At 34.2% G+C, this 26,486-nt stretch carries 27 protein-coding genes; 16 read left to right on the top strand and 11 right to left on the bottom strand.

Features of this window, described 5'->3' with window-relative positions:
• Positions 1–311 precede the first annotated feature (311 nt).
• On the bottom strand, positions 312–2,795 hold the full coding sequence (locus H7350_RS12115) for a TonB-dependent receptor (RefSeq protein WP_204346190.1): 2,484 nt from the start codon (positions 2,793–2,795) through the stop codon (positions 312–314).
• Between the two features lie 157 nt (positions 2,796–2,952).
• Here H7350_RS12115 and H7350_RS12110 point away from each other — a divergent pair, with 157 nt between their 5' ends.
• Positions 2,953–3,318 (top strand): CoA-binding protein, encoded by a 366-nt coding sequence (locus H7350_RS12110; RefSeq protein WP_204346189.1) that lies wholly within the window; start codon positions 2,953–2,955, stop codon positions 3,316–3,318.
• On the opposite strand, the gene H7350_RS12105 is transcribed toward H7350_RS12110, so the two are convergent.
• Positions 3,302–4,774 (bottom strand): sodium:solute symporter, encoded by a 1,473-nt coding sequence (locus H7350_RS12105; protein WP_204346188.1) that lies wholly within the window; start codon positions 4,772–4,774, stop codon positions 3,302–3,304. The two genes, H7350_RS12110 and H7350_RS12105, sit on opposite strands and share 17 nt — an antisense overlap.
• A 144-nt stretch (positions 4,775–4,918) precedes the next feature.
• Here H7350_RS12105 and H7350_RS12100 point away from each other — a divergent pair, with 144 nt between their 5' ends.
• The 4 genes from H7350_RS12100 to H7350_RS12085 all read left to right on the top strand — a co-directional run bounded on the left by H7350_RS12100 (position 4,919) and on the right by H7350_RS12085 (position 10,666).
• Entirely contained in the window at positions 4,919–7,417 is a 2,499-nt protein-coding gene (locus H7350_RS12100; protein WP_204346187.1) for a T9SS type A sorting domain-containing protein, read from the top strand.
• A gap of 99 nt (positions 7,418–7,516) precedes the next feature.
• Positions 7,517–8,134 (top strand): recombination mediator RecR, encoded by a 618-nt coding sequence (gene recR, locus H7350_RS12095; protein WP_204346186.1) that lies wholly within the window; start codon positions 7,517–7,519, stop codon positions 8,132–8,134.
• 10 nt (positions 8,135–8,144) lie between these two features.
• Positions 8,145–9,251 (top strand): glycosyltransferase family 2 protein, encoded by a 1,107-nt coding sequence (locus H7350_RS12090; protein WP_204346185.1) that lies wholly within the window; start codon positions 8,145–8,147, stop codon positions 9,249–9,251.
• An 80-nt stretch (positions 9,252–9,331) separates the two neighbouring features.
• Positions 9,332–10,666 carry a dihydrolipoamide acetyltransferase family protein gene (locus H7350_RS12085; protein WP_204346184.1) on the top strand — a complete coding sequence of 445 codons (1,335 nt, stop codon included), beginning with the start codon at positions 9,332–9,334 and terminating at the stop codon, positions 10,664–10,666.
• Positions 10,667–10,757: 91 nt separating this feature from the next.
• Here the strand turns inward: H7350_RS12085 and H7350_RS12080 are convergent, their stop codons facing one another.
• From H7350_RS12080 to H7350_RS12070, 3 genes are read right to left on the bottom strand one after another with little or no spacing between them, the layout of a single operon-like run.
• Entirely contained in the window at positions 10,758–11,009 is a 252-nt protein-coding gene (locus H7350_RS12080; RefSeq protein WP_204346183.1) for a hypothetical protein, read from the bottom strand.
• The gene (locus H7350_RS12075; protein WP_204346182.1) at positions 11,002–11,400 is read right to left on the bottom strand and encodes a hypothetical protein; all 399 of its coding nucleotides are present in this window, start codon (positions 11,398–11,400) and stop codon (positions 11,002–11,004) included. The genes H7350_RS12080 and H7350_RS12075 overlap by 8 nt, the downstream gene beginning before the upstream one ends.
• Before the next feature lie 6 nt (positions 11,401–11,406).
• Positions 11,407–11,952: an RNA polymerase sigma factor gene (locus tag H7350_RS12070; protein ID WP_204346181.1), complete on the bottom strand. Its 546-nt coding sequence runs from the start codon at positions 11,950–11,952 to the stop codon at positions 11,407–11,409.
• Between the two features lie 171 nt (positions 11,953–12,123).
• On the opposite strand from H7350_RS12070, the gene H7350_RS12065 reads away from it, so the two are divergent.
• The 10 genes from H7350_RS12065 to H7350_RS12020 all read left to right on the top strand — a co-directional run bounded on the left by H7350_RS12065 (position 12,124) and on the right by H7350_RS12020 (position 19,596).
• On the top strand, positions 12,124–12,900 hold the full coding sequence (locus H7350_RS12065; RefSeq protein ID WP_204346180.1) for a 3'-5' exonuclease: 777 nt from the start codon (positions 12,124–12,126) through the stop codon (positions 12,898–12,900).
• A gap of 32 nt (positions 12,901–12,932) precedes the next feature.
• Entirely contained in the window at positions 12,933–13,544 is a 612-nt protein-coding gene (locus H7350_RS12060; protein ID WP_204346179.1) for a fumarylacetoacetate hydrolase family protein, read from the top strand.
• Positions 13,544–13,885, top strand: coding sequence for an Hpt domain-containing protein (locus H7350_RS12055; protein WP_204346178.1), 342 nt, complete (start codon positions 13,544–13,546; stop codon positions 13,883–13,885). Before H7350_RS12060 ends, H7350_RS12055 begins: the two co-directional genes overlap by 1 nt.
• On the top strand, positions 13,885–15,132 hold the full coding sequence (locus tag H7350_RS12050) for a competence/damage-inducible protein A (protein ID WP_204346177.1): 1,248 nt from the start codon (positions 13,885–13,887) through the stop codon (positions 15,130–15,132). Before H7350_RS12055 ends, H7350_RS12050 begins: the two co-directional genes overlap by 1 nt.
• Positions 15,133–15,245: 113 nt before the next feature.
• Complete coding sequence (rpmB, locus tag H7350_RS12045) at positions 15,246–15,482, top strand: 50S ribosomal protein L28 (protein ID WP_204346176.1); 237 nt, start codon at positions 15,246–15,248, stop codon at positions 15,480–15,482.
• Between the two features lie 27 nt (positions 15,483–15,509).
• On the top strand, positions 15,510–15,692 hold the full coding sequence (gene rpmG, locus H7350_RS12040; RefSeq protein WP_007648529.1) for a 50S ribosomal protein L33: 183 nt from the start codon (positions 15,510–15,512) through the stop codon (positions 15,690–15,692).
• A 47-nt stretch (positions 15,693–15,739) separates the two neighbouring features.
• On the top strand, positions 15,740–15,892 hold the full coding sequence (locus tag H7350_RS12035) for a DUF4295 domain-containing protein (protein WP_008271041.1): 153 nt from the start codon (positions 15,740–15,742) through the stop codon (positions 15,890–15,892).
• 144 nt (positions 15,893–16,036) lie between these two features.
• Positions 16,037–17,011: a signal recognition particle-docking protein FtsY gene (ftsY, locus tag H7350_RS12030; protein WP_204346175.1), complete on the top strand. Its 975-nt coding sequence runs from the start codon at positions 16,037–16,039 to the stop codon at positions 17,009–17,011.
• Positions 17,012–17,051: 40 nt separating this feature from the next.
• Positions 17,052–17,801, top strand: a complete 750-nt coding sequence (locus tag H7350_RS12025; RefSeq protein ID WP_204346174.1) for a hypothetical protein — start codon at positions 17,052–17,054, stop codon at positions 17,799–17,801.
• 118 nt (positions 17,802–17,919) lie between these two features.
• Positions 17,920–19,596: an amidase family protein gene (locus H7350_RS12020; RefSeq protein ID WP_204346173.1), complete on the top strand. Its 1,677-nt coding sequence runs from the start codon at positions 17,920–17,922 to the stop codon at positions 19,594–19,596.
• Here the strand turns inward: H7350_RS12020 and H7350_RS12015 are convergent.
• Entirely contained in the window at positions 19,593–20,696 is a 1,104-nt protein-coding gene (locus H7350_RS12015) for a serine hydrolase domain-containing protein (RefSeq protein ID WP_204346172.1), read from the bottom strand. The two genes, H7350_RS12020 and H7350_RS12015, sit on opposite strands and share 4 nt — an antisense overlap.
• Before the next feature lie 104 nt (positions 20,697–20,800).
• Between H7350_RS12015 and rimO the strand changes: the two genes are divergently transcribed.
• A complete protein-coding gene (gene rimO / locus H7350_RS12010) occupies positions 20,801–22,102 on the top strand; it encodes a 30S ribosomal protein S12 methylthiotransferase RimO (protein WP_204346171.1) in 1,302 nt (433 codons plus the stop codon).
• A gap of 80 nt (positions 22,103–22,182) precedes the next feature.
• Here the strand turns inward: rimO and H7350_RS12005 are convergent, their stop codons facing one another.
• From H7350_RS12005 to H7350_RS11985, 5 genes are all read right to left on the bottom strand, one after another.
• Positions 22,183–23,181: an alpha/beta fold hydrolase gene (locus H7350_RS12005; RefSeq protein WP_204346170.1), complete on the bottom strand. Its 999-nt coding sequence runs from the start codon at positions 23,179–23,181 to the stop codon at positions 22,183–22,185.
• Between the two features lie 45 nt (positions 23,182–23,226).
• Positions 23,227–24,057: a DUF6503 family protein gene (locus tag H7350_RS12000; RefSeq protein ID WP_204346169.1), complete on the bottom strand. Its 831-nt coding sequence runs from the start codon at positions 24,055–24,057 to the stop codon at positions 23,227–23,229.
• Positions 24,058–24,121: 64 nt separating this feature from the next.
• Positions 24,122–24,724, bottom strand: coding sequence for a TetR/AcrR family transcriptional regulator (locus H7350_RS11995; RefSeq protein WP_204346168.1), 603 nt, complete (start codon positions 24,722–24,724; stop codon positions 24,122–24,124).
• Between the two features lie 83 nt (positions 24,725–24,807).
• Entirely contained in the window at positions 24,808–25,350 is a 543-nt protein-coding gene (locus H7350_RS11990; RefSeq protein WP_204346167.1) for a DUF4287 domain-containing protein, read from the bottom strand.
• A gap of 112 nt (positions 25,351–25,462) precedes the next feature.
• The gene (locus H7350_RS11985) at positions 25,463–26,416 is read right to left on the bottom strand and encodes a cadherin repeat domain-containing protein (RefSeq protein ID WP_204346166.1); all 954 of its coding nucleotides are present in this window, start codon (positions 26,414–26,416) and stop codon (positions 25,463–25,465) included.
• Between the last annotated feature and the right edge of the window lie 70 nt (positions 26,417–26,486).

Raw genomic sequence — 26,486 nt, 5'->3', positions numbered from 1 at the left:
TATCACAATCATAAGACGCTTAAAAGTCTGTTTTATTTCATCTCTTAACATTTTTAACTATCAATTAACAGATGAGTTAATCTTATAAAAAAATCCGAAGCTAAAAGACTTCGGATTTTTTCTTACTATTAATCTAGTAATACTAACTTTTAAAACTAATTCAAATATATAGTCGTAAAAATAAGTGTAGTCTTACATTTCAGATAAGATTTTTAAAACAAAAACCCAAAACTAAACGTTTTGGGTTTTCTTATTTAATAACCAAACATTAACACTAACCATCAACTATTATATGTAGGCTATTAAATATATTATATGAATCCTCCGCTTCCAGATTTTTCATTGTTATCACGTTGTTTACGTTGTAGCGCTCTATATTTTCCACCACCGAAACGGTATGAAAATCCGATGTTCCATGTATTACTTTCCCAGTTAAATTCGCCAACTTGCGGATAAGGTCTGTCACCTTCAAACTCAAATTTCATCGTGTTAAAAATATCACTGTAGTTAAAGCTGAAAGAACCTCTACCATCTTCAAGAAATGTATAGCGTAAACCAGTATTAACTAAAAACATTGGTTTTCTGGTAAATTGCAATCCTTTTTCTTCACCTCGATACATTGAGAATAAAGATAGATTTAGCTTTTTAGTCACTTTAAAATTATTAAACAATCTAAAGTTGTATACAATATTATCTACAGATATTGTTGAACGCATTATGTCATCAGCTGTTGCAACATCGGTTGGAGCCGTTAAAATTTCTGCAATACCTTTTTGCTGTCTTGCAAATAAATCGAAACTACCATTTAAACTCCACCATGTCGTCGGTCTGTAGTTACTGCTTATTTCAATACCATAGGCTGTGGTGTTTTCAAAATTATCGTATGTGAGGATATTTTTATTAATATCTAATCGGTCAATAAAAACAGCTCTGTTAATTTCGTCTTCTACTAATCTGAAAAATACTCCACCAGTAATGCTTCCTTTTTCTAATTTTCTCGTGTAATTTAGTTCTGCGGAATTTGTAAACTGCGGTTGCAAGTTGGTGTTTCCAAAGGAAGATACTAAAGGAGTACTCCATTCTCTGATAGGATTTACCTGTTGTAATCCAGGTCGATCTACACGACGACTAAAACTCATTTGATAAGAATTCTTTTCACTCGGACTATACGTAAAGAATGCCGAAGGATAGACTTGAATGTAATCATTTTCAAAAGGAATGGTTTCAGAACTTGTTTCTAACTGACGTATGGCTGAAGCTTCTTCTTTAACGCTTTCGGCTCTGGCACCAAATTGATAACTCCACTTTTCAAATGTTTTTCCGTAAGTAACGTATACCGAATAAATATCTCTTTTGTATGTGAAATCTGTTTGTGGTGTTGGAATAAATTCATCACCATTATTTGGGATGTCATCCTGGTTTTCATTTACTGATAAACCCGTTGATTTGTAGTCTATATTAGTCTCGAATAATCTGGCTTCGGCACCAACTTCAAGTTTTGCTTTTTCAGATAACGGATTGGTGTAATCTAAATTTACAACAGTTTGGTCTCTGTCTGTATCAACAAAATCGGAGTAGTTTGGAGGAAATGGAATATTTTCAAATCTGAAGTTCGCAACTTCATCCTGTCCGAAAACACTATAGTCAACTTCTAAGTCCAGCTTTTCGCCTTCTTTTTTAAACTTGTGATTAAAAACACCGTTATACTGAGATACGTTGTTTTGAATATCGTTATTGAAGGTTTGTGATTGAAACGGCTCGTCAATGTATTGAATGCCAGTTATACCTTCACCTAAACCATCATATATGTTTTGATTGGTGAAGAATGAAATCGTATTATTATCATTCATATAAAAGTCTAATCCTAGCTTATATAGATGTGATTTGTTGTTATTTCCAAAGTCAAATAATTGAACAGAGCCATCGTCAATACGATTGATAAATCCGTAATTAGCGCTATTACCAATGTTGTTTCCGTAGTTTCCGTAGAAATTGAACTTTCCGTTACGATAATTCATATCTATTGAACTGTTAAAACGTGCATTAATTTCTTTGGTAAGTCCTAAGTTGATATTTCCATTAAAACCAATCGTGGTATTTTTATGTAAAATAATATTGATGATACCACTCATACCTTCAGGATTATATTTTGCCGAAGGATTTGTGATGAGTTCAATTTGCTTGATAGATGTTGAAGGTATTTGTCTTAATAATTGAGCAATTGGCACATTAGAAAGCTTCCCATCTACCATGACACGTACATTTTCATTACCACGTAAGCTAATGTTTCCTGTTTGTTGATCGACATTTACTGACGGAAGGTTATTCATAATATCACTTGCCGTTGGTCCAGATGTTGTCAAATCTTTACCTACATTAATTACTTTTCTGTCTACTTTTTGTTGAATAGTTGTGATTTCGGCAACTACTGTAACTTCATCTAAACTTGCTATGTCTTCCTCAAGTCGTATATCTCCTAAGTCAATTTTGTAGCTCTCTTCACCTAAATTAATTGGTTTAGAAATAGTCTTATATCCAATATATTGAATTGAGACAATGATTTGTCCTTCTGGGATTTTGTTGATTTCAAATGTACCATCATCATTAGTTATTCCTCCAGTAATGGTTTTATTAGAAGTATCTGTGATAACTACGTTTACATACGGTAAGGGTTCATTGAGCTTAGCATCGATCACACGACCTGATACTGATCCATCTCTAAAGTCTGATTTTGATGGCTGTGCAACGACTATTATAGTAAATAGAAAAATGCACAATTGTGTAATTGTTTTCATTGATTTTTTGATTGATTAGTTTATTTAAAACAAATTGATTGTTATAGCATAGACGACCACTTTCAAGTAGTGTTACTTTTTTTAACACTACTTAACATGTTTTTAACATAAATAGCCTGTATTGGCACATGAACCTTATCTTTACATAAAAAAGAATATGAGTAAAAAGACACTAGTATTTGGAGCATCGCTTAAACCAGAACGTTATTCTAATATGGCTATAAAAGAATTAGTAAGACATCAACATGAAGTGGTTGCTTTTGGTTTGAGAAGTGGAGATGTGTCAGGTGTAACTATCGATACGAATTTAATGCCTTATAAAAATATAGATACTGTAACTTTGTATCTGAATAAAGAACGACAAAAATCGTTTTATGATTATATTGTGTCTTTAAAGCCAAAACGTGTGATTTTTAATCCAGGAACTGAAAACTCTGAATTTCAAAATATACTTCAGCAAAACAAAATCTACTTTGAGGAGTCTTGTACACTGGTTTTATTATCAACTAACCAATATGAGTAGTTTGCTTTTTTGAAATTAAAAACAACCCAAACATTGTAACTAAACCATTTATAGGTAATACTTCCCAGTGAAATTGGTATTGGCCAATTATACTTTCAGGAAGTGATGTAATACCATAGGTTATTAGGATGGCAGATAGACCTACAATCCAGGCATAATCATCTTTGATGGCTCTTTTTGTTAAAACTCCAAATGCGAATAGACCTAATAGTGGTCCGTAAGTAAAAGTTGCGAACTTAAACAAATTGCTTACAACACTGCCATCTAAACTATTAAAAACAATAACAACTATTATAAGTAGTAAAGAAACTCCTATATGGACTTTTTTACGCAATGGTTTTTGTTGAGATACTTCTTTTTTCTCAATATTTAAAAAGTCGACAGAAAACGATGTTGTCAATGATGTTAGAGCAGAATCGGCACTCGAATATGCAGCAGCAATCAATCCAATGATAAAGGTAACTGCTAAGCCTGTTCCTAAACCTTGGTTCATTGCTATTTCTGGGAATAAAAGATCGTTTCTGGTTTTACCATCAACAACAGGAATAGACACATTAAATTGTTCAGCATAAATAAAGAGTAGAGCTCCTAAACTTAAAAATATAAAGTTGACAATTACCAATAAAACAGACATTGAAAACATATTCTTTTGAGCATCTTCTTTGTTTTTACACGTTAAATTTTTCTGCATCATATCTTGGTCCAAGCCCGTCATCGCAATTGTTATAAAGATGCCTCCTATAAAATATTTCCAGAAATAGGTCTTAGAATTAACATCATCAAAAAACAATAGTTGACTTTTGGATTTGAAAATGTCTTTATCGAAAATCTCAGTTACTGACCATTCTAGTTTATTAGCAATTAAAAATATGGCAACACCAACACATGTTAACATCGCTAGCGTTTGTAAAGTATCGGTCCATACAATAGTTTTTATGCCTCCTTTATTGGTATAAAGCCAAATGAGCAAAATTGAAATAACCACAGTAATCCAAAAGGGAACACCTAATTGTTTAAAAACAATGTATTGCATAGCTAGTGCAACTAAATAAAGTCTGAATGATGCACCTGTAACCCGAGACAGTAAAAAGAAAAAAGCTCCTGTTTTATAGCTTACCTTTCCAAAACGGTGTTCTAAGTATTGGTATATTGAAGTGACATTTAACTTATAATACAAAGGGAGTAATACAAAAAGCACTATTAAATACCCGACAAAAAAACCAAATACACCTTGCATGTAAGCAAACTGTTGACCGTCTACCAAACCTGGTACAGAAATAAAAGTAACTCCTGATAAGGAGGCGCCAATCATACCAAAAGCAACGACATACCAAGGGGATTGTTTTTTAGCTTTGAAGAAAACTTCATTAGAGTCTTCTTTTCCTGTTACATAAGAGATTAAGATAAGGATACCAAAATAAGCTAATATGAGTGAAATAATGGCAGTTGTCGACATAATACGTGTTTTAACACAATTTAATTTGAAAAAGATTATTTTCGTTAAAAAATTGAAAACAATATTAAGTAATTTATAATTAAAAATTGTGTTTTTATACACAGTTGATGTATAAGTTATTATTACTAACCCTAATGAATTAAAATGAAAAATTACTATCTATTACTCACATTTCTTATGTCTGTTTGTGCTGCTTTGGCTCAAGATTACAGACAAATGATTGCCCAAGGGACTTACACAGTTGCCGAAATTCAAGCTGTCGCTGAAGCGCATTTTGCTCAGGTAGGAACAGAACGTGGAAAAGGTTATAAACCATACAAGCGATGGGAATATCAGGCACTACGTAATGTAGATGAAAACGGAATGCTTAGATCACCAGAGTTTTATTATAATGCTCTTGAAGAGTGGAACGATTATGTAAATGAAAACTTTCCACTAGCAAGAACTACAGTTGGAGCATGGGAAGACATGGGACCTACATCATGGAATGCAACTAGTGGTTGGAATCCTGGAGTTGGTCGAATTACTTCAATTGCAGTTGAAGAAGCTAACCCAATGCATATTGTTGTTGGAGGAGAGTCTGGAGGCGTGTGGAGATCTACTGATGGTGGTTTAACCTGGACTGTTTTAACCGATGACCTTTCAAATTTATATGTGTACGCATTAACAATAGATCCGGTTATTAATACAACTTACTTTTGGGGATCTACAAGTGGTATCATTTTTAAATCTACCGATAGTGGATCAACTTGGAATGTATTAGCCGATGTTGGATCAGGAGCGGTAAATAAAATTCTCATAGATCCTAACAATACCAATAATATGTATTGTTCTGTTCAAGGTGGTGGTATTTTTAAATCTACCGATGCTGGAGTTACATGGGATAGAATTTTACCATCAGTATTTAATGGGTATGATGTGGAGTTTAAACCAGATGGTCTTTATAGTACCATATACGCATCTGGAAATGAGGTGTATATGTCTACAGATTCTGGAGCTAACTTTACAACACTTTCTGGTTTCTCTGGTGGCCCAAAAATGATTGGTGTGTCTCCTCAGGATGCATCTGTAGTTTATGTTTTAGAGGCTTCAAATGGTTCGTTTGGTAATTTATATAAATCTTTAGATTCGGGAGCAACGTTTACAACAATAGATCACGCAGGAAAGAACTATTTTGGATATAGTTCTAATCCTGAAGATCCTAATGATGCAGGTGTAGGTCAAGCTCCAAGAGATATGGATATAGCTATCAGCCCAACAGATATTAATGATGTGCATATCGCAGGTGTGAATACTTGGAGATCAACTGATGGCGGACTTACATTTTCAATCACATCGCAATGGACTCCAGGAAATGCAAATGCACAAAATATTGGGTACTGCCACGCAGATGTTGATTTAATGATGTTTGTTAATGATGAATTGTATGTAGGAACCGATGGCGGTATTTTTGTAGCAGAAACTCCAACAGTGGTCTCTTCTGGATATTATAAAGACTTAACAAGTGGTTTAGGAATAAGACAATTCTACAAAATAGGAATTAGCCAAACCAATCCAGTCATTGTAACTGGAGGATCACAGGATAACGGAAGCTCTATTATGGGAAGTGATGGAAGCTGGACAGACTGGCTTGGTGCTGATGGTATGGAAGGTTTTATTGATAATAATAATACTAGTACAGTATACGGAACATCTCAATTTGGTACCTTGTATAAATCTTTTAATGGTGGTGCATCTCAGGCATTCATAGCTACACCAGGCTCTGGAAATTGGATTACGCCTTTTGAACAAGATCCTTTAAACGCAAATACAATCTATGTAGGATATAGCCGTGTTCATAAATCTACTAATGGTGGAAGTTCTTGGGCAACGGTTTCACAAAATTTTGGCGGACCTTTAAATCACTTGAAAGTGGCTCAAACTAATGGTAACATTCAATATGCAGCAAGAGGATCTAGTTTATATAAAAATAATTTAGTGGGTATTGTTACAGACTGGAATCAATTATCAGGTTTCTTTGGTTCTATAAACTCTATTGCCATACATCCATCAGATCCTAATAAAGTCGCTATTGCAACAACAGGAAACGAAAAAGTATATGTTTCTACTAATGGAGGTACTAGCTGGACATCTTATAAATTAAATCTTCCTAATTTTAATGCTCAGGCATTAGTGTGGCACGATAACGGTGAAGATGGTCTGTATCTCGGAATGAACTATGGTGTGTACTATATAGATAATACCTATTCAGAATGGCAACCGTTTAGTAACAATTTACCAAACGTAGAAATTTCCGAATTAGAAATTAATACAGCAGAAAATAAAATATATGCTGCAACATATGGTCGTGGTTTGTGGCGTTCTAATATCTTTGATGCTAGCTTAAGTGTGAGTGATTTAGAACTCAATACGATTGCAATGTATCCTAACCCAGCAACTAAAGAAATTACTCTAGAATGGGATAGAGGGAATCAGGTTTCCATTAGAATATATGATGCTTTAGGAAAACTGATGTATTTTTCTAAAAACGAAAGTTTAGCAGAACCAAAACGTATAGATATTTCAAATTATACTTCTGGGTTATATTTTGTTAAAATCAATAATATCAACGGCGTTGTCACTAAAAAATTAACAGTTAAATAACTATCCAATAATCAAGCGAAAGGCCACTATTGCGTTTGTAATAGTGGTTTTTTTATGTAATACTTCTTGAAATGGCTCACAAATTGTAAATTCGCACTTATGGAATTTTCTTCAAAATTATTAGAAAATGCGGTAAATGAAATGTCTCAATTACCTGGTGTTGGTAAGCGAACAGCATTACGTCTAGTATTGCATTTATTGCGTCAACCTACAACGCAAACACTTGATTTTGCTAATGCATTAAGTACAATGCGTACAGAAATTAAATTCTGTAAAAGTTGCCATAATATTAGTGATACTGATACGTGTGAGATTTGTGCAAATCCTAATCGAATTGAAGATGTGGTATGTGTTGTTGAAGATATTAGAGATGTAATGGCGATTGAAAATACAAGTTCATTTAAAGGCCTTTACCACGTTTTAGGAGGAAAGATATCACCAATGGATGGTATTGGTCCCAACGAATTAAACATTCAGTCTCTAGTTGAAAAAGTAAAGCAAGGTGTCGTAAAAGAACTCATTTTTGCTCTGGGATCAACTATGGAAGGCGATACAACTAACTTCTATATTTATAAACAAATTCAAGATTACGATGTAAAAACGTCTACCATAGCAAGAGGAATTTCTGTAGGTAACGAATTAGAATATACCGATGAGGTAACTCTTGGCCGAAGTATTATCAACAGGATTCCGTTCGAAGCCTCATTAAAATCTTAATAGCCTTTATTTGCAACTTTCTGTCGTCATATTAAATTACAACGTTTGTCATTTTCTGGAACTCTGTTTGAGAAGTGTAGAAGCGGCTTTGGTTCATTTGGATGCCGAAATAATTGTAGTTGATAATTTGTCACAAGACGATAGCTGTATTATGGTCAAACGCCAGTTTCCAAAAGTTAAACTTATCGAGAATTCTGAAAACTATGGGTTTTCCAAAGGAAATAATATCGGTGTGGCTCAGGCTAAAGGCAATTATATTTGCATTTTAAATCCTGATACAGTTGTTGCTGAAGATACATTTGAAAGGCTTTTAAAATTTTCCGAAGCGAAAAAAAATAGTGGTATTGTTGGTTGTCGCTTAATTGACGGTCAAGGTCGATTTCTCCCCGAAAGTAAACGGCATATTCCTAAACCCTTAGTCGCTGTCAAAAAAATGCTTGGTATATCCAAACCATACTATGTGTCTCATCTTGATGACAAGTCAATTGGACAAGTCTCTGTACTCGTTGGTGCTTTTATGTTGCTCCCAAAAGCAGTGTATGATCAAGTAAACGGATTTGATGAAGACTATTTTATGTATGGCGAAGATATTGATCTGTCTTATAAAGTGACCCAGGCTGGTTATACCAACTTGTATAATGGTGAGATAACTGCCATTCATTACAAAGGTGAAAGTACTTTAAAAGATAAAACATACGCCAAACGATTTTATGGTGCGATGCAGATATTTTACAATAAGCATTTTAAATCCAACATCATTTTTGATATATTAGTTTGGTTAGGGATTAAGATTATGCCATTGATTAAAGGCGATACAAAAAATAAAAAGCAGCGCATTGACGCTTATAAGCTAGTGTCTTCAGAAATGATCATGCCTTTAAAAAAGGTTTTAGCACAAGATATAACACTGCAATCTCATTTTAATAGTTACGAAAATAACACCGAATATATTTTAGATAATAATCAGTTTAGTTTTAAGTCCATCATCCAAATCTTATCTGATAGACCTAAAAATTGTTCTGCAACATTTAAAATTCTACCAAAAAACTCTAACTTTATCCTCGGAAGTAATGACTCTAAAAGTAGAGGAGAGGTGATTACTTTCAAAAACAATTAATTGAAATAATCTCAGTGATTGTACTGATTTTTCATTAATTTTGCAACCGAATAACAATTTATAGACCCTAGATTAAAGATATGGCAAAATTTGAGCTAAAGCTTCCAAAAATGGGAGAGAGTGTTGCTGAAGCAACGATAACATCTTGGTTAAAAGAAGTTGGTGATACTATTGAAGCTGATGAAGCTGTTTTTGAAATAGCTACAGATAAAGTAGATAGTGAAGTGCCTAGTGAAGTGGATGGTGTTTTGGTAGAAAAACTATTTGAAGTTGATGATGTTGTTCAGGTCGGACAAACTATAGCCGTAATTGAAATTGATGGTGATGATGATGGTGAAACATCTAGTTCTGAACCTATAGCTCAGGATACAGTTTCAGAACCTGTAGCTGTTGCCGAAGTTGAAAAAACTGTTGTGGCAGCTCAAGATACAGTAGCTCCTATTGTAAGTTCAGGGGATCGCTTTTATTCTCCTTTAGTTAGAAATATAGCCAAACAAGAAGGGATTTCACAATCTGAATTAGATACGATTTCAGGTTCTGGTAAGGACGGTCGCGTCACTAAACATGATATTCTTTCTTATGTTGAACATAGAGGGACACAACCAACTCCTGCTAAAGTAGCAACACCAGAAGCACCAAAAGTAACTCCAGCACAACCCGTTGTTGCTGATAAAAAACAAGAGTCAGCTCCTGTAATCGCTAGTGGTGATGATGAGATTATAGAAATGACCAGGATGGGTAAACTTATTGCGCATCATATGGTAGAATCTGTGCAAACATCAGCTCATGTACAGAGTTTTATTGAAGCCGATGTGACTAAAATATGGAATTGGAGAAAGAAAGTTAAAGACGAGTTCTTTAAGCGTGAAGGTGAAAATTTAACCTTTACACCTATATTTATGGAAGCCGTAGCTAAAGCCTTACGTGATTTTCCAATGATGAATATATCACTTCAAGGTGATACTATTGTTAAGAAAAAACATGTCAATTTAGGAATGGCCGCTGCCTTACCTGATGGTAATTTAATTGTTCCTGTTATTAAAGATGCCGATCAGCTTAACCTGGTAGGTATGACTAAAAAAGTTAATGACTTAGCAACACGCGCTCGAGATAACAAATTAAAGCCTGATGATATTCAGGGCGGAACTTATACGGTAACTAATGTTGGTACCTTCGGAAGTATTATGGGGACACCAATTATCAACCAGCCACAAGTTGGGATTTTAGCACTTGGTGCCATTAGAAAAGTACCTGCTGTTGTAGAAACTCCTGAAGGTGATTTCATCGGTATTCGCTACCGAATGTTCTTATCGCACTCTTATGACCATAGAGTGGTTAATGGTGCTTTAGGCGGACAATTTGTAAAGGCCGTAAAAGACTATCTAGAAGCCTGGGATTCTAACAGGGAGATTTAAATAACATTCCTAATTCAGGAATCAAATCATAAAAAAAGCACAATCATTTGATTGTGCTTTTTTAAGTTCAAGGGCGCTTGTAGTACATCTATTATTCTAATGTAGCGCAATAAAAACCTTTTGTGTTTAAATGCTTGACAATATCATTTTCATGTAATTGTTTTCTGGCTTCTATTCTTAACACCTTATCAATATCTTCCAAATCAACACTCCAGTTTTTTATGTATGGGTTAGAATTCAATAATGTACCAATAGTTTTTACATCAGTATCGCTATTGATATTTGTTTTAAAAACATGAATTTGAATGTTTTGTTTCTGTTTTATGTAGTATTGGCTAATCATTGGTGTCGTTATTACTGGTTAATCGATTTACATAATCATCATAGGCTTTATTGCCTTCCTCTTTCCAAAAATCATCATAGTGCTTCCATTTTGAAAATTCTCCTTTAGACTCCTTTGTGCAGCTGGATTTTTTTGAAGAAGATTTGTCCTTACCTCCAAAACCGCCACAACCTCCTAAGAGTATTTTAGCTAATATAAAAACGCCAACAGCCTGCCAGTACGTTAATGTTGTTAGTCCAAAAATCATTGGCATCAACCAATTCCATAACCACATAATAACAAAGCCAAACAGTATAGCTAAGCCAGTAATAAATATGATTCCGAAGATGATCATTCCGGCAATTTCTCCTGGAGATTTGCCTCTCATTTTGTGTTTAAAATAATTTGACATAATTTTTTATTTATTAATAATTTCTTGTTTTGATTTTAACGTTTTATATAATAGTGAAATGGCTCTATGACGACGAGACATTAATGTCCCAATCGGAACACCTGTTTCTTTTTCTATTTCTTTATACGTGTAGCCTTCAAAGTCAATAGCGATAATGATATGTTTATAGTTTGGCTTCAGATTGATAATGGCATTTTTTAATTCTTGCTTCATTTGTTCAGGATATATATCTGATGCTGTATCATAAATCAAGTGTGTAAGCTCTGTCAGCTTTGCTTCATTTTGTGTGTCATAACTCACATGAGGCTTTTTTGAAGACCTCATAACGTCTATTATTTTGTTTCGAATTGCACGATATACGAAGCCTGCAACGTTGTTAATTGGTGAATATCTGTCAGCACTAGTAAACAGTTTTAAAGCCACATCCTGAATAATGTCTTCTGCATCCTTATTGACACTCGCTTTTAAATTGGAGCTTACATAAGATTTAAGAGAAGAGTATTCTTCGTTAAAAAATGTGTTTAATTTTTTATTATTTTCTGATTGGTTCATTGTGCTTTAATACAGCTCTCAACTATAAAGACGTAATAATTTATTTCTATTGCATTTTTATTCAATTACATGACGAATTAGTTTTAAATAAGTTTCAAGGACGAAAGTTTATTTTTGGCTTCGACCTCTATAATTCATTAATCTAATTACCTTTGTGAAAAATTAAAACGCATGCAACTCAATCTTACAAAGCCCATCTGTTTTTTCGATTTAGAAACTACAGGAATTAATATTACTAGTGATAGAATTGTTGAAATTTCCATCTTAAAAGTACATCCTAACGGAAAAGAGGAAACCTACACTCAGCGTGTCAATCCAACAATTCCTATTCCACCTCAAGTGACATTGGTTCATGGGATTTCTGATGCTGATGTTGCCGACAAACCTACCTTTAAAGAGATTTCGAAAGACGTATATCATATGATTAAGGATTCAGATTTGGGTGGTTTTAATTCCAATCGCTTTGATATCCCGTTGCTTGCAGAAGAAATGCTACGTGCTGAGGTTGATTTTGATATGAAAAACACACAATCTATTGATGTGCAAACTATTTTTCATAAAATGGAACAACGTACCTTAAGTGCGGCGTATAAGTTTTACTGCGGAAAAAATCTAGATGATGCGCATAGTGCCGAAGCGGATACCTTAGCGACCTATGAAGTTTTAAAAGCACAATTAGACAAATATGAAGAATTGGAAAATGATACGAAGTTTTTAGCCGAATTTAGTTCACGTAAGAAATTTGCCGACTTCGCAGGATTTATTGCTTATAATAAAGAAGGTGACGAATGTTTCTCATTCGGAAAACATAAAGGAAAACTTGTCACCGAAGTTTTAGAAAAAGAACCTGGTTATTTTGGTTGGTTACTCAATGCCGATTTTCCTTTGTACACTAAAAAGGTGCTAACTGCCATCAAATTGAGAGCTTTTAATAATAAATTATTCTAAACTTCAATCTAACTAACTAATACATCTAGACAATGAAACTCATTTGTATAGGTCGCAATTATACCGAACACATCAAAGAACTCGATAATGAAAAACCTTCAGATCCTGTCGTGTTCTTAAAACCTGACACGTCTATATTATTAAAAAAGCAACCGTTTTTTATTCCAGATTTCTCTGATGACGTCCATTATGAAGTAGAAGTGTTAGTCAAAATAAATAAAGTCGGTAAGCATATCGCCAAAAAATTTGCCCACAAATATTACGATCAAATTGGTTTAGGTATCGATTTTACAGCACGTGATTTGCAATCCAAACTCAAAGCAAAAGGTTTGCCTTGGGAAAAAGCAAAAGCCTTTGATGGAGCTGCTGTGATTGGAGACTGGTTGCCTAAAAGTGATTTTGAAAATGTGGATGACATCCATTTTAGTTTGCATAAAAATGATACCGTCGTTCAAAGCGGAAATACACGTTTGATGCTATGGAAAATTGATGAACTCATAGAATATGTCTCAAAATATTTTACTTTAAAGATTGGAGATATTATCTTTACGGGAACTCCGTCAGGAGTTGGCAAAGTTATTGCTAATGATAAATTAAAAGGATATATAGAAGACAAACAATTGTTTTCAATTACAGTAAAATAATGGAACAACATTACAAATTATCAAGAGTTCGTGAATTGGCAGATAATGATATGGATTTTATCCAAACATTAGCTGAAGCTTTTTTAGAAGAAGTACCAGTAGATGCTGAACGACTCAAAAAAGCAGTAGCTGAAGAGGATTACTACAATACCTATCAAGCGGCTCATAAAATGAAACCAACAGTCGATTTGTTCGAATTAGGAGTTCTTCAAGACCTTATAGTTGTTCAAGATTGGGGTAAATTTGAAAAAGTAGGTGAAGACTGCTCTAACGAATTAGAAATCGTACTCACTGCCGTTGAAAAAGCTTCAGCAGAACTCAAAGAAGACTTTAACATCTAATGCAAGCAGAAATTATTACTATTGGTGATGAGATTCTTATCGGACAAATAGTAGATACAAATTCAGCTTTTATAGCAAAGCAACTTAATAAGATAGGTGTTTCGGTGTATCAAATCACTTCGGTACAAGACGAAAAAAAACATATCTTAAAAGCCTTATACGAAGCCGAAACAAATGCTGATATTGTCATTCTCACAGGAGGTCTCGGACCCACTAAAGATGATATTACCAAAACAACAATTGCCAAATATTTTAATGACACCTTAATTGAAGATGTTACTGTTCGAAAAAATATTGAGCATCTCTGGGAAGTCTACATTAAAAAACCAATCACTCAGGTGAATCTGGATCAGGCTTTGGTACCTTCAAAAGCTGAGGTATTGATGAATAAATATGGTAGTGCTCCTGGAATGTGGATTGAAAAAAATAAGACTGTTTTTATTGTGCTACCAGGTGTGCCTTACGAAATGAAAGCGCTGATTGATGATGAGGTGATACCGAAACTAAGACGTCAATTTCAGTTTCCATACATTTTACATAAAACGTTTTTAACCTATGGCTTAGGAGAAAGTACTCTCGCTAGCCGTATTGAAACTTTTGAAGATGAATTGCCAGACTTTATTAAACTGGCATATTTGCCAAGTTTAGGTCGCGTACGTTTAAGATTATCTGCAAAAGCAAATGATAAAGCGATGGTTGAAGCTGAAATGGATAAACAAACGCAATTATTACTTCCATTAATTCATGATATTTTTGTTGGTTATGAAGAGGATTTGTCTATTGAAGCTGTCATTGGAAAACAATTAACCCAACTCGGAAAAACAATAGCCACTGCCGAAAGTTGTACAGGAGGATTAATAGCCGAACGTTTTACAGCAAATGCAGGTGCTTCAAAATATTTTAAAGGAAGCATCGTCAGTTATACTAAAGAAACAAAAATTAATGTACTTAAGGTTTCCGAAGATCTAATCAATACCCATTCTGTCGTCAGTGCCGAAGTTGCAGAAGCGATGGCACATAATGCTCGAACGTTACTAAACACCGATTATGCTATCGCAACCACAGGAAATGCTGGTCCAACTAAAGATGATACGGCAGAAGATTTAGGAATAGTATATATTGCCATAGCTACTAAAAGTAGTGTCTATTCTGAGAAATTTAGCCTTGGAAATCATCGTGTGAAAGTGATAAATAAAGCGGCAAATAAAGCCTTCGAAATGCTACAAAAAGAAATTTTAAAAAAGTAGCACTTTTAGTTTGCCTGTAATACAAAGTTTTCTTAAATTTGCACCCTGTTTAAAAATATCTATGGAAGATATTGGAGGATAGGCAGTATAACATCATATAAAGTTAGAAAGAAATGTCAAGAGTTTGTGAACTTACTGGAAAGAAAGCGATGGTTGGGAACAACGTATCTCACGCGATGAATAAAACGAAGCGTAAATTTAACGCTAACTTAATCAAAAAGCGTTTCTATATTCCTGAAGAAGATAAGTGGGTAACTTTAAAAGTATCAACTTCAGCATTAAAAACGATCAATAAGGTTGGTATTTCTGCTGCAATTAAAGAAGCTAAATCCAAAGGATTTTTAAAATAATAGCATAACGCGTTAAAGGCACGTACAATGGCAAAAAAAGGAAATAGAATACAGGTGATATTAGAATGTACAGAGCACAAAGAGTCTGGACAACCAGGAACGTCTCGTTACATTACTACAAAAAACAAAAAGAATACGCCAGATAGAATGGAGATTAAGAAATTTAATCCAATCTTAAAGCGTATGACTGTTCACAAAGAGATTAAATAATAATTAGAGTTTTTAGTAATAAACTCAAGTAATACTTATATAGAGTCATGGCAAAGAAATCAGTAGCATCATTACAAACAGGATCTAAAAGACTTACAAAAGCAATCAAAATGGTAAAATCACCTAAAACTGGCGCTTACATGTTCGTTGAGTCAGTAATGGCACCAGAGTTTGTCAATGATTTTTTAAACAAAAAATAAATTAAACATATTTCGTTTAATAACAGACTGCTTTCAGATTTGAAAGCAGTTTTTTTATGGCTATATTTGAACGGTTTTCTGACAAAATAGCAGTTGTGAATTTCGGCTCGACATTTGACAAGAACTTATAAATATGTATGACGAATGAGTTTTTTTAAAAAAATATTTTCTTCGGAAAAAAAAGAAACCCTAGACAAAGGGTTAGAGAAATCGAAAACTTCGTTTTTCTCAAAATTAAACAAAGCTGTTGCTGGAAAATCTAAAGTCGATGACGATGTTTTAGATAATCTGGAAGAGATTTTAGTAAGTAGTGATGTTGGTGTTAATACGACTTTAAAAGTGATTGAGCGTATTGAAGAACGTGTTGCTAAGGATAAATACCTGGGAACTTCAGAGTTAAACAAAATCTTACGTGAAGAAATTGCTGGCCTATTATCGGAGACCAATTCTGGTGAAGAGACCGATTATGTGATTCCCGAACTGCCAAAACAAGATAATGGCACCAAAACGCCTTACGTGCTTATGGTCGTTGGAGTGAATGGCGTTGGTAAAACGACAACTATTGGTAAACTAGCCTATCAGTTTAAAAAGAAAGGTTTAAAAGTCGTTCTTGGTGCTGCAGATACCTTTAGGGCAGCAGCCATAGATCAACTTCAGGTTTGGGCTGATCGTGTAGATGTTCCAATGATTCGCCAAGAAATGGGATCTGATCCTGCTAGTGTTGCCTTTGATGCCTTACAGTCTGGTGTAAATCAAGACGCCGATGTGATTATAATTGATACTGCCGGACGATTACACAACAAAGTTAACTTAATGAATGAGCTGACTAAAGTAAAACGTGTGATGCAAAAAGTAGTAGGTGATGCTCCTCATGATGTATTACTTGTATTAGACGGTTCTACAGGTCAAAATGCTTTTGAACAAGCAAAGCAATTTACTGCCGCTACAGAAGTTACATCTTTAGCAGTTACAAAACTTGACGGAACTGCCAAAGGTGGTGTTGTGATTGGCATTAGTGACCAATTTAAAATACCAGTTAAATATATTGGTGTTGGTGAAGGAATTGAAGATTTACAAGTATTTAACAAGTATGAGTTTGTTGACTCCTTTTTTAAATAATTAATTTTAATTATTTTTAAAGAAAATCGAAATATAATATATGAAAAATTTAGTTGCTATAGTCTTAATAGCCTTGATGTTAAGTTCAAACTTTGTTGTTGCTCAGGCTGTTGTTGGAGACCCAAATCAGTATGAAGCTTCATGGCGTTTGAAACAAGTTATCAGAGATAAATTGAATGTACAGGAACGCTCAAATCCTATAGAATTTTCAGATATAAAGGGATCACCTTATCTCAATGAATCATTTAAAGATGGTCAGTATTTTTTAAATGGGAAATCTCAAGGACATTTTTACATAAGATATAATGTTTATAATGATCAAATTGAGATTTTAACAGATGTTAGTCCTGAGAATTTTAATAGTAAAACACCTAAATATGATGCTTTTTTAAAGTCTAACAATAGCAAAATTATTTTAGACGGTAAAACAATTAAGTCGTATTACTATAATGATGATAATGGGAACACAACTAACAGCTACTTCATTGAGGTCAATACAACAGATAAGTATACTTTGTTGGTTAGAAAGCGATGTGTATTAACTCCAGCCGAAAAAGCAGCAACACCAAATCAGGCTGATAGAGCTGCTAGATTTACCATCTATGACGATTATTATATGCTTGATAAGAATGAGCAATATCCTCGTAAAATAGAGCCTAAACAACGAAAATTGCTTAAGACATTTCCAGCTAAAGCTGATGCTTTAAAAGATTACATAAAGAAAGAACGTATCAATTTAAAAGAAGAAGATGATTTAATTAAGTTGACTAATTATATGAGTACGATTTAAGAAGAAATCTCAATACTAGTTTATATAAACGCGCATCAAAACAACTAATTTTGATGCGTTTTTATTTTCACTACGTATTCATTCGTTTTTTCCTTATTTTTATTAAAAAACACAAACCATGCGATATTTATTTATAATCAGCTTTATTTTTTTAGCCTATAGCTGTAAGCCTTCCGAAGAAAAAGGGAAAGATATGTCTAAAGAAAGTGATGCTACTACAGTGTCTCAACATCAAAAAGATAAAAATGATATCAGTGCGATTTCTACTAAGGACTTTAGAGAATTTAAAGTTTTAGATTCTAAATACATCAATACGAATGAGCTTTGGGATGCCATCAATGCCGATTTAAATGATTTTTCAGAACAGCAATACCAAGCGTTGAAACCTCTTATTTTAGAGCAAGACATTCCAACGCTTCAGAAGCATATGGTTAGTGGTAAGTTAAGCTATGAGAACTTAACAAAGTTTTATTTGTATCGCATCCAGAAATTTGATCGAGGCAATCCACTGTCATTAAATTCGGTCATAAGTATCAACCCTAATGTTATAGCAGAAGCCAGGCAAAAAGATATGGAGCTTTTAAATAAAAAACTAAAGCATCCCATTTTTGGAATGCCAATTTTATTAAAAGATAATATCAATACGGCACATATGCCAACAACAGCTGGAGCTGTGGCTTTGCAAAATAATACCACTAAAGATGCCTTTATTGTAAGACAGCTGAAAGCCAAAGGCGCATTGATATTAGGAAAAGCAAATTTGAGTGAGTGGGCTTATTTCTTTTGTGGAGATTGTCCGAGCGGATATAGTGCTATAGGTGGTCAAACGTTAAACCCTTACGGGAGAAGAGTTATTGATACAGGTGGTTCTAGTTCGGGTAGTGGAGTTGCTACTGCAGCTAATTTTTGTGTGGCTGCAATAGGAAGTGAAACAGCAGGTTCTATCTTATCGCCTGCAAGTCAAAATTCTGTCGTTGGTTTAAAACCTACAGTTGGGTTATTAAGTCGTAGTGGCATTGTACCTATTTCTTCCACCCTTGACACAGCTGGACCTATTACCAAAAATGTGACCGATAATTCTATTGTTCTGGATGCGCTTTTCGGAGAAGATAAAGCAGACCCGAAAGCAATTTATAATTTATGGGAAAGTCCGTTTTATTATAGGTCTCTTGAAGATGTATCACTAAAAGGAAAACGTTTTGGAGCATTTAAAAAGCTTATGGAAGATGAACTCTACGCTCAGGCTGTTGAAGTTTTGAAGCAAGAAGGCGCAGAGGTTATTGAAGTTGAAGCTTTGGATGTTAAACTTCCTGAATTTATTAGGTTGCTCAATCTGGATATGAAAAAGGATTTAGCAGCTTACTTAGCTGACTACGGAAATTCTAAACTTGGTTATGCATCTATTGAAGATATAATGGCTTTCAACCAAACAGATAGTTTAAATGTGATGCCTTACGGACAAAAACTATTTCATGGTATATCTGAAGATGCAAGCACAGATAACGAATTTGAAGCACTTAAAACAGTTTTGAAAACAAACGGACAGCGCTTTTTTGATGAGCCAATGACTGCTCATAATTTGGATGGGATACTTTCTGTTAATAATTATCATGCAGGTTTTGCTGCAGTTGCCGAATATCCTGCCTTAACAGTTCCAATGGGTTATACCGAAGAAGGTGTACCAAAAGGTCTGACATTTATAAGCTCACGTTTGAGAGAAAAACAACTTCTAGAATGGGCTTATGTTTACGAACAAGCTTCTAAAATGCGAAAAGCACCTGAATCTTATAATTAATTGGTTAAAGCTGATATTTTTTCCCAAAGCTCATTGTCAAAATTAGACAGTGCAAAATTTGAATCGTCAGCAGCTTCGCCCATTCTTATCACGACCAGTTTTTTACTAGGTACCACATAAATTTTTTGATCATTTTTCCCTAGTGCAGCAAACATGTCGGCTGGCGCATTAGGTGTGAGTTCACCTTGAAATTCAAACTGACTTTGTGGCAAGTGATAGCTTGATTTTCCATTGAGCCACCATAAATATCCATAAGCTAAATTGATGTCTTGAGATGTGTTGGTCGCTGCAGTTATATAACTTTCTGAGACAATTTGCTGGTCTTCCCATTTTCCGTTGGCGTAAATTAAGAGTCCGAAACGTGCCATACTTCGTGTATTACTCCAATATACATTTAAATCATTTAAAGGTATCCACGAACCGCTCATCCCAATTTTAGATTTCAATTTGGTGTCAAAATAAGCATCCCATGTATTGTTGGTAGATTGAGCTACTATATCTTGTAGTTTTACATACACATTATGATAAGCCCAGCGCGTTCCTGCATCTGCAATATATTGTAAATTATCTGACGACACACCATCACCAGTAGTATCATCTAAACCCGATGTCATTGATAATAAATGCTTAGAGGTAATTAAATTCTCCTGATTTAATGTTGCACTAGTCCAACCAGTTCCTAAATAATCAGATACCTTAGCATTAATATCTAAATAACCTTCATCTTGAGCGATACCAGTAATTGTTGCTGTTAAGGCTTTTCCGGCGCTGGCCCAATACCAAGGCGTGGTGTCGTTGTGACCATTCATATAGGTTTCAATAACAATTTTTCCATGGTGAAGCACGATAAAGCTTTTAGTGTTTTTTTCCTCTAGGAAATCTAAAAGCGGTTGTAATTCTGATGTGTTCCATTCTAAATCTGCGATAGATTCAGTTTCCCATAAGACTGTAGTATCTAATGACGGAAAGTAAATAGTCTCAGGTTGTTGCTCTTGTTCCTCTTCTTCTTGCTGTTCTTCAGGAGTTTGTGTGTCATCTGATGAACATGTAAAAAAGAACATACAGCACACAAAAAAACTGATAAAGTAGATTGGTTTCATCTTAATGGTTTCGGTTTTAGACTATGTCTCATTGAAAAGGTTTAATCACTTCAACACAAATATATCAATAATCATTGTGTATCTTTGCGCACTGAAATTTGAGTATGAGAACTAAATCACTTAAGAAAAATAGAATCAATGTCGTCACACTAGGCTGTAGCAAAAATGTGTACGATAGCGAAGTGTTAATGGGACAATTAAAAGCCAGCGGAAAGGACGTTGTTCATGAAGAGGAAGGGAATGTCGTTGTCATTAATACTTGTGGTTTTATCAATAATGCAAAGGAAGAAAGCGTTAATACGATTTTAGAATTTATGCAGAAAAAGGAAGCAGGTGAAGTTGATAAAGTTTTTGTGACAGGCTGCTTAAGTGAGCGTTATAAACCAGATTTACAAAAGGAGATTCCTAATGTCGACCAATATTTTGGAACGACCGAATTACCTCAATTACTAAAAGCTTTAGGCGCCGATTATAAGCATGAGTTGATTGGAGAACGTTTAACTACGACACCGAAAAATTATGCGTATTTGAAGATTGCTGAAGGTTGTGATCGCCCTTGTAGTTTTTGTGCAATTCCGTTGATGCGTGGTAAACACAAAAGTACACCTATTGAAGAGATTGTTGTCGAGGCTGAAAAATTAGCCGCTAATGGTGTTAAAGAATTGATTTTGATTGCTCAGGATTTAACTTACTACGGATTAGATTTATACAAAAAACGTAATCTTGCCGAATTACTTGAACATTTAGTTAAAGTGGATGGGATAGAGTGGATTCGTTTGCATTATGCTTTTCCAACAGGTTTTCCGATGGATGTATTAGATGTGATGAACCGAGAGCCAAAAGTGTGTAATTATATAGATATTCCGTTGCAGCATATTTCAGATTCGATTTTAAAAAGCATGCGCCGCGGAACAACAAAGGAAAAGACGACAAAGCTTCTTAAGGAATTTAGAGCGAAAGTTCCTGAAATGACTATTAGAACTACACTTATCGTAGGTTATCCTGGAGAAACCCAAGAAGATTTTGAAACCTTAAGAGACTGGGTTAAAGAAATGCGTTTTGAACGTTTGGGCTGTTTTACCTATTCGCACGAAGAAAATACTCACGCTTACAATTTGGAAGATGATGTGCCTGAAGAAGTGAAAATTGACAGAGCCAACCAGATTATGGAAATTCAGTCACAGATTTCCTGGGAATTGAATCAGGCTAAAATCGGACAAGAATTTAAAGTGGTTATCGATCGTAAAGAAGGAAATTATTTTGTTGGTCGTACCGAATATGATTCGCCAGACGTCGATAATGAAGTCTTAATTGATGCATCAGAGACCTATTTAAAAACAGGAGAATTTACTACAGTCAAAGTCATAGAAGCTGAAGATTTTGATTTGTACGCTAAAGTCATATAATGCATCAAGGCTTTGTTTTAAGCAGTCTTGATGGTTGAGTCTTGTCTATCAGTTCTTGTTAATATACACAGTTTGTACCATTACTTTTTTAGAAACTTTAGTAAGGGCTTAATAAAGCGTTCGAACCTCTCGATATGAGGTAAATGCCCAACGTTTTCTATTTCGACTAGTTCCGAATTGGGTATTTCTTTTTGTGTTTTCTTACCTAATTCACTATATAATCCCATGGTCTGTTTTACTTCTTCAGAAACCAGTGGTTTTCCTAGAGCAGTTCGGTCTCTGGTACCAATAATAAGTAATGTTGGAGTGGTAATATTCTTAAACTCATAGAGAACTGGCTGAGTAAAAATCATATCATAAGTTAAGGCATTATTCCAGGCAATCGTTTTATAATCCGAATTTAGGGTCCAGCCTGCAAGTAAATTCACCCATTCATCATATTCAGATTTCCATGTATTGTCATAATAATTTGTTAGTTGATACTTTTTTATGCCTTTGTAATTTTTTTTAAGCTCATTAGAATACCACCACTCGACAGGTTTGTAAGGGACTTTTAATTTCCAGTCTTCAAGTCCGATTGGGTTTTCTAAAATTAGCTTTTCAGTCACTTCAGGATACATTAAGGTAAATCTGGTTGCTAACATACCACCCATAGAATGTCCCAAAACAGCTGTTTTTTCTACTTCTAAAGTGTCTAAAAGTGTTTTGGTATTTAGTGCTAATTGTTGAAATGTATAATGAAAATGTTGAGGTTTAGACGATTTTCCAAAACCAATTTGGTCAGGTACTATGACGCGAAACCCTTCATTTGTCAAAGCTTTAATGGTGGTTTTCCAATAGGCGCCATTGAAATTTTTTCCGTGAAAAAGAATTATGTTTTTACCGTTATGGTGCTCTGGCTTAACATCCATGTAAGCCATGTTTAAATCTTGACCTTGAATGTTTAAATTGAGTGTAGCAACAGGATAAGGATATTCATAATTTGATAATTCTAGGTCTAACCATAGGGAGTGTTTGTCTTGAGCAAATACTCCGCTTACAGTTAGGGTAATTAATGCAATTTGAATAATCTTTTTCATATGTTGTTTTTATGTATGACCGTTGTTTCTGGTTTTATTTAGAAATTACTTGTTAAACGTTTCTTTCGATAATTGATTATTAAAATTAATATCAGACCAAGTGACTTGAATCCATGGGTCATTGGTAACCTCGGCATCCCAATTCGATTTTTTATATCGACGTTTTGTAGGAATCAGAATGCCATCTACGGTTTCATAGTCTAATGTCATTAAATATGGCGTCTCCATAACACCGAAATCGGCTACTGTAAATAAAAACTGGTCCACTAAATGGGTATCTTTATTGATGTAGAGCTGATAAATATCCTTAGGTGTACCATCTTTAGATTCGAATGAAACTTTTACTATATCGTAAACTTTAGAGTTTATAGTTTTTTCACCTAAATACTCATAATTTAATCCTGGATCTAGTAGTTTTTGCATCATGGCAAACCAATAAAAATTAGTTGGTCTGTTAAACTTAACACGCTTTAAATAGGTGTCATCATTTAAGACCGTTCCATTGTGTTTAAGCCAGTAGTTTTTACCATCATAACCTTGCTCGATAAGACCTTCAAGATTTGGAAGTGTTCTCTCATGTTGCTTGTAAGCACCATAAGATAACTCACCGTTAAAAATGTATTTTTCGGTAGATACATCCATCTTGCCATCTGGTGTTTTATATGTGTAGGTATATACGACATCTTTTTTGTCTAAAAGCGTTTGGTAATTTCCTGTTTTTTGAGTGATTCCAAAAACGAGTTCATGCCCTTTATTATCAAATTTTTGTACGGTTTCATTTTTCTCCTCAATCGTTTCTTTAGGCGAAGTAGATTTACCATTGTTACATGATAATATTAAACAACTTAAGATTGGGATTAACATTTTAATTTTCATAGGATAATTTTATTGGTTTAAAGATGTGATTTTTAGTTTTTAATAATTGAACAACATCTAAGAGTTAAGCCCTTAGTTGTTTAAGATAAAATGAAAGCCCAGAAATGTATTGATTTAAAATAAGATCATCATCATAAAGCTTTCGAATACCTCTAACACCTTCAAAAGCACTAATTAGATATATTGCAACTGCCTTACTCGAAATATCTTTCTTTATGGTGTTTTCGGTTTTTCCTCTTTCAATAAGTTCAATCAAAGCTGTAGTCCATTTGTCAATAATAGCCTTTAAGGCTACTTGATAAGCGACTTCTGTATCTGCGATTTCGTTGATAAGGTTATTCATTGGGCAGCCATGTTGTTTTTCTTCTAAGGAAAAGGATTTTAAACGCGTTGAAAATATATCTTCCAATAATTTTAAGGCGTCTCCCTTTTGATGTAGTGGTGTGATCATACCGTCAACAACACGCTTTTGCAAATTTGAACTTATCACAGCAAGTCCTAATTCTTTTTTGCTATTATAATGATGATAAAAAGCGCCTTTAGTGAGGTTAGTTGCATTCATGATTTTATCAACACTCGTAGCTTTAAATCCATGTTTATAAAACAAATTGAAGGACTCGTTGAGAATCAATTGTCTGGTGAGTTCAGATTTTTGCTCTTGTTTCATGTGCAAATGTAATAAAAAATACTAGTCGGTATGTTTTTGAGTCTGCTATTAACATGAGTTTAACTTGCGAAGTGAATTTTGATTTAGTTTGCGTGGTTATAGGCTTCTTTCATCCAGCCAATTAACTCTGCATCGATGTCATTTTCCGAAGTAAGTTGTACACGATGTGTGCACATGGTTCCAAAAGGTCCAGAATTACCTAAACGTTCTGTGGTTGGTACGCCTGGTAATTTTAATCCGAGATCAATTCGGGTTTTAGTCGCAGGTTTGATAAGCACAAATTGTCGTTTTCTAATCACGCTAACACTAGTTTTTTTAGGTGTTATAGTGATGTCATTTCCGAAGGGTTTGATGGTAGTAATAAGTGCTTTATAAATAGGGCGTAGGCTTTCTTTCCCTTTGTATTGATTGCTTACCAAGTCATCTTCAGAAGGAGTTTCCTCTTTAGATAATAAAATAATAGTATTAGCATACCCATGTGTGACGCCATGTTCTTTTTTTAGAAAGTTAAGACCTTCAGAGTGTTTCGTAAAAGCCTTAGCTTTTAAAATGGTTTTCCATTCATCTAAAGATTTACCAGTTTTTTCTGGCATGTTGTTAATCATCGTTTGTAGTGCAGCATCCATAATTGTTGTATTGGAATTTTAAAGATAAAACAAGTTTTTTAAATTTTAAATACAACAAAAAAAAGAGCAAGCATAATACTTACTCTTTTTGAACAAACTAACGTGATTTTGGCTAATCCCATTGTTTTAATGTTGTACTTAAACCTTGATATAAATAGGAGCGATTGGTACTATCGTTTGTTAAATCTTCAGCATCACCAGATTCATAAAAGTAAGAGGTTCCATTAAAATTTTTATAACCAATAGAATTAGATTCATAAATACCTAAATATGCTGTAGTTGAGGTTTGTGCATTATTGCCTTTAAGTACGAAGTAATTGAATCCTGCATTGTGCTCTGGGAGATTGGAGCCGATGGTTTCAAAATTATTTTGATATGAGGTTTCGGAAACCTTTACATTGGTATCTACGATATTGTTCTGATTACAATAATACCTAAATGCAAATAAATAGCTGCCTTCTGGAATTGTTGGTGCATTGTTGTTAGAAACAGTAAAGTTAGCTCCTCCAGTATTTATTCCTGATGTACTTTGGAAAGTATTATCTGATTGTCCACTTTTAGACACATTAGATAAATAATTGGCGAGATCATTGTACTCACTTTGTGTTATCAATATCCATTCACCGTTTGAAGCATTGATATAAGCGGTTCTCGAATTACCCAAAAATGACGAAATATCATCAGTGTTGTTAATTGAAATAATAATGACTTTGTTTTCAATTTCTGTTCCATTACTCACATCGATGGTCACGGTAATTACAGGGTTGGTTTCAAAGTCATAAACCTGCCAAGCTAATACGCGTAATTCTCCCGAGCTTCCGTTGATGTCAACAGCTTGCGAAATTGATTGAGAGGTGATATTAAATGTTAAATTTCCAGATAAATTTGATGTAATCGTAGTAATTAATTCACCAGTGCTAGGATATTCATCGATAGAAACCTCTATATTGTTATTAGTAGGTGAACCATCTGAAGAGTCATCTTCACTACTGCACGATACAGTAATGAATATCACGGATAATAGGATGAGACTAATTTTAAATGGGTTTGTGTTTAAGACATTCATAATACTATTGTTTTGTGGTTTGTTAAGAGTTTTCGTAGCGTCTTGCAACTGGTTAGTCTGCAGCCATAAC

This window comes from Psychroserpens algicola, assembly GCF_014526325.1.
GTDB lineage: Bacteria > Bacteroidota > Bacteroidia > Flavobacteriales > Flavobacteriaceae > Psychroserpens > Psychroserpens algicola.
This window is presented reverse-complemented; position numbering and strand designations above follow the sequence as displayed.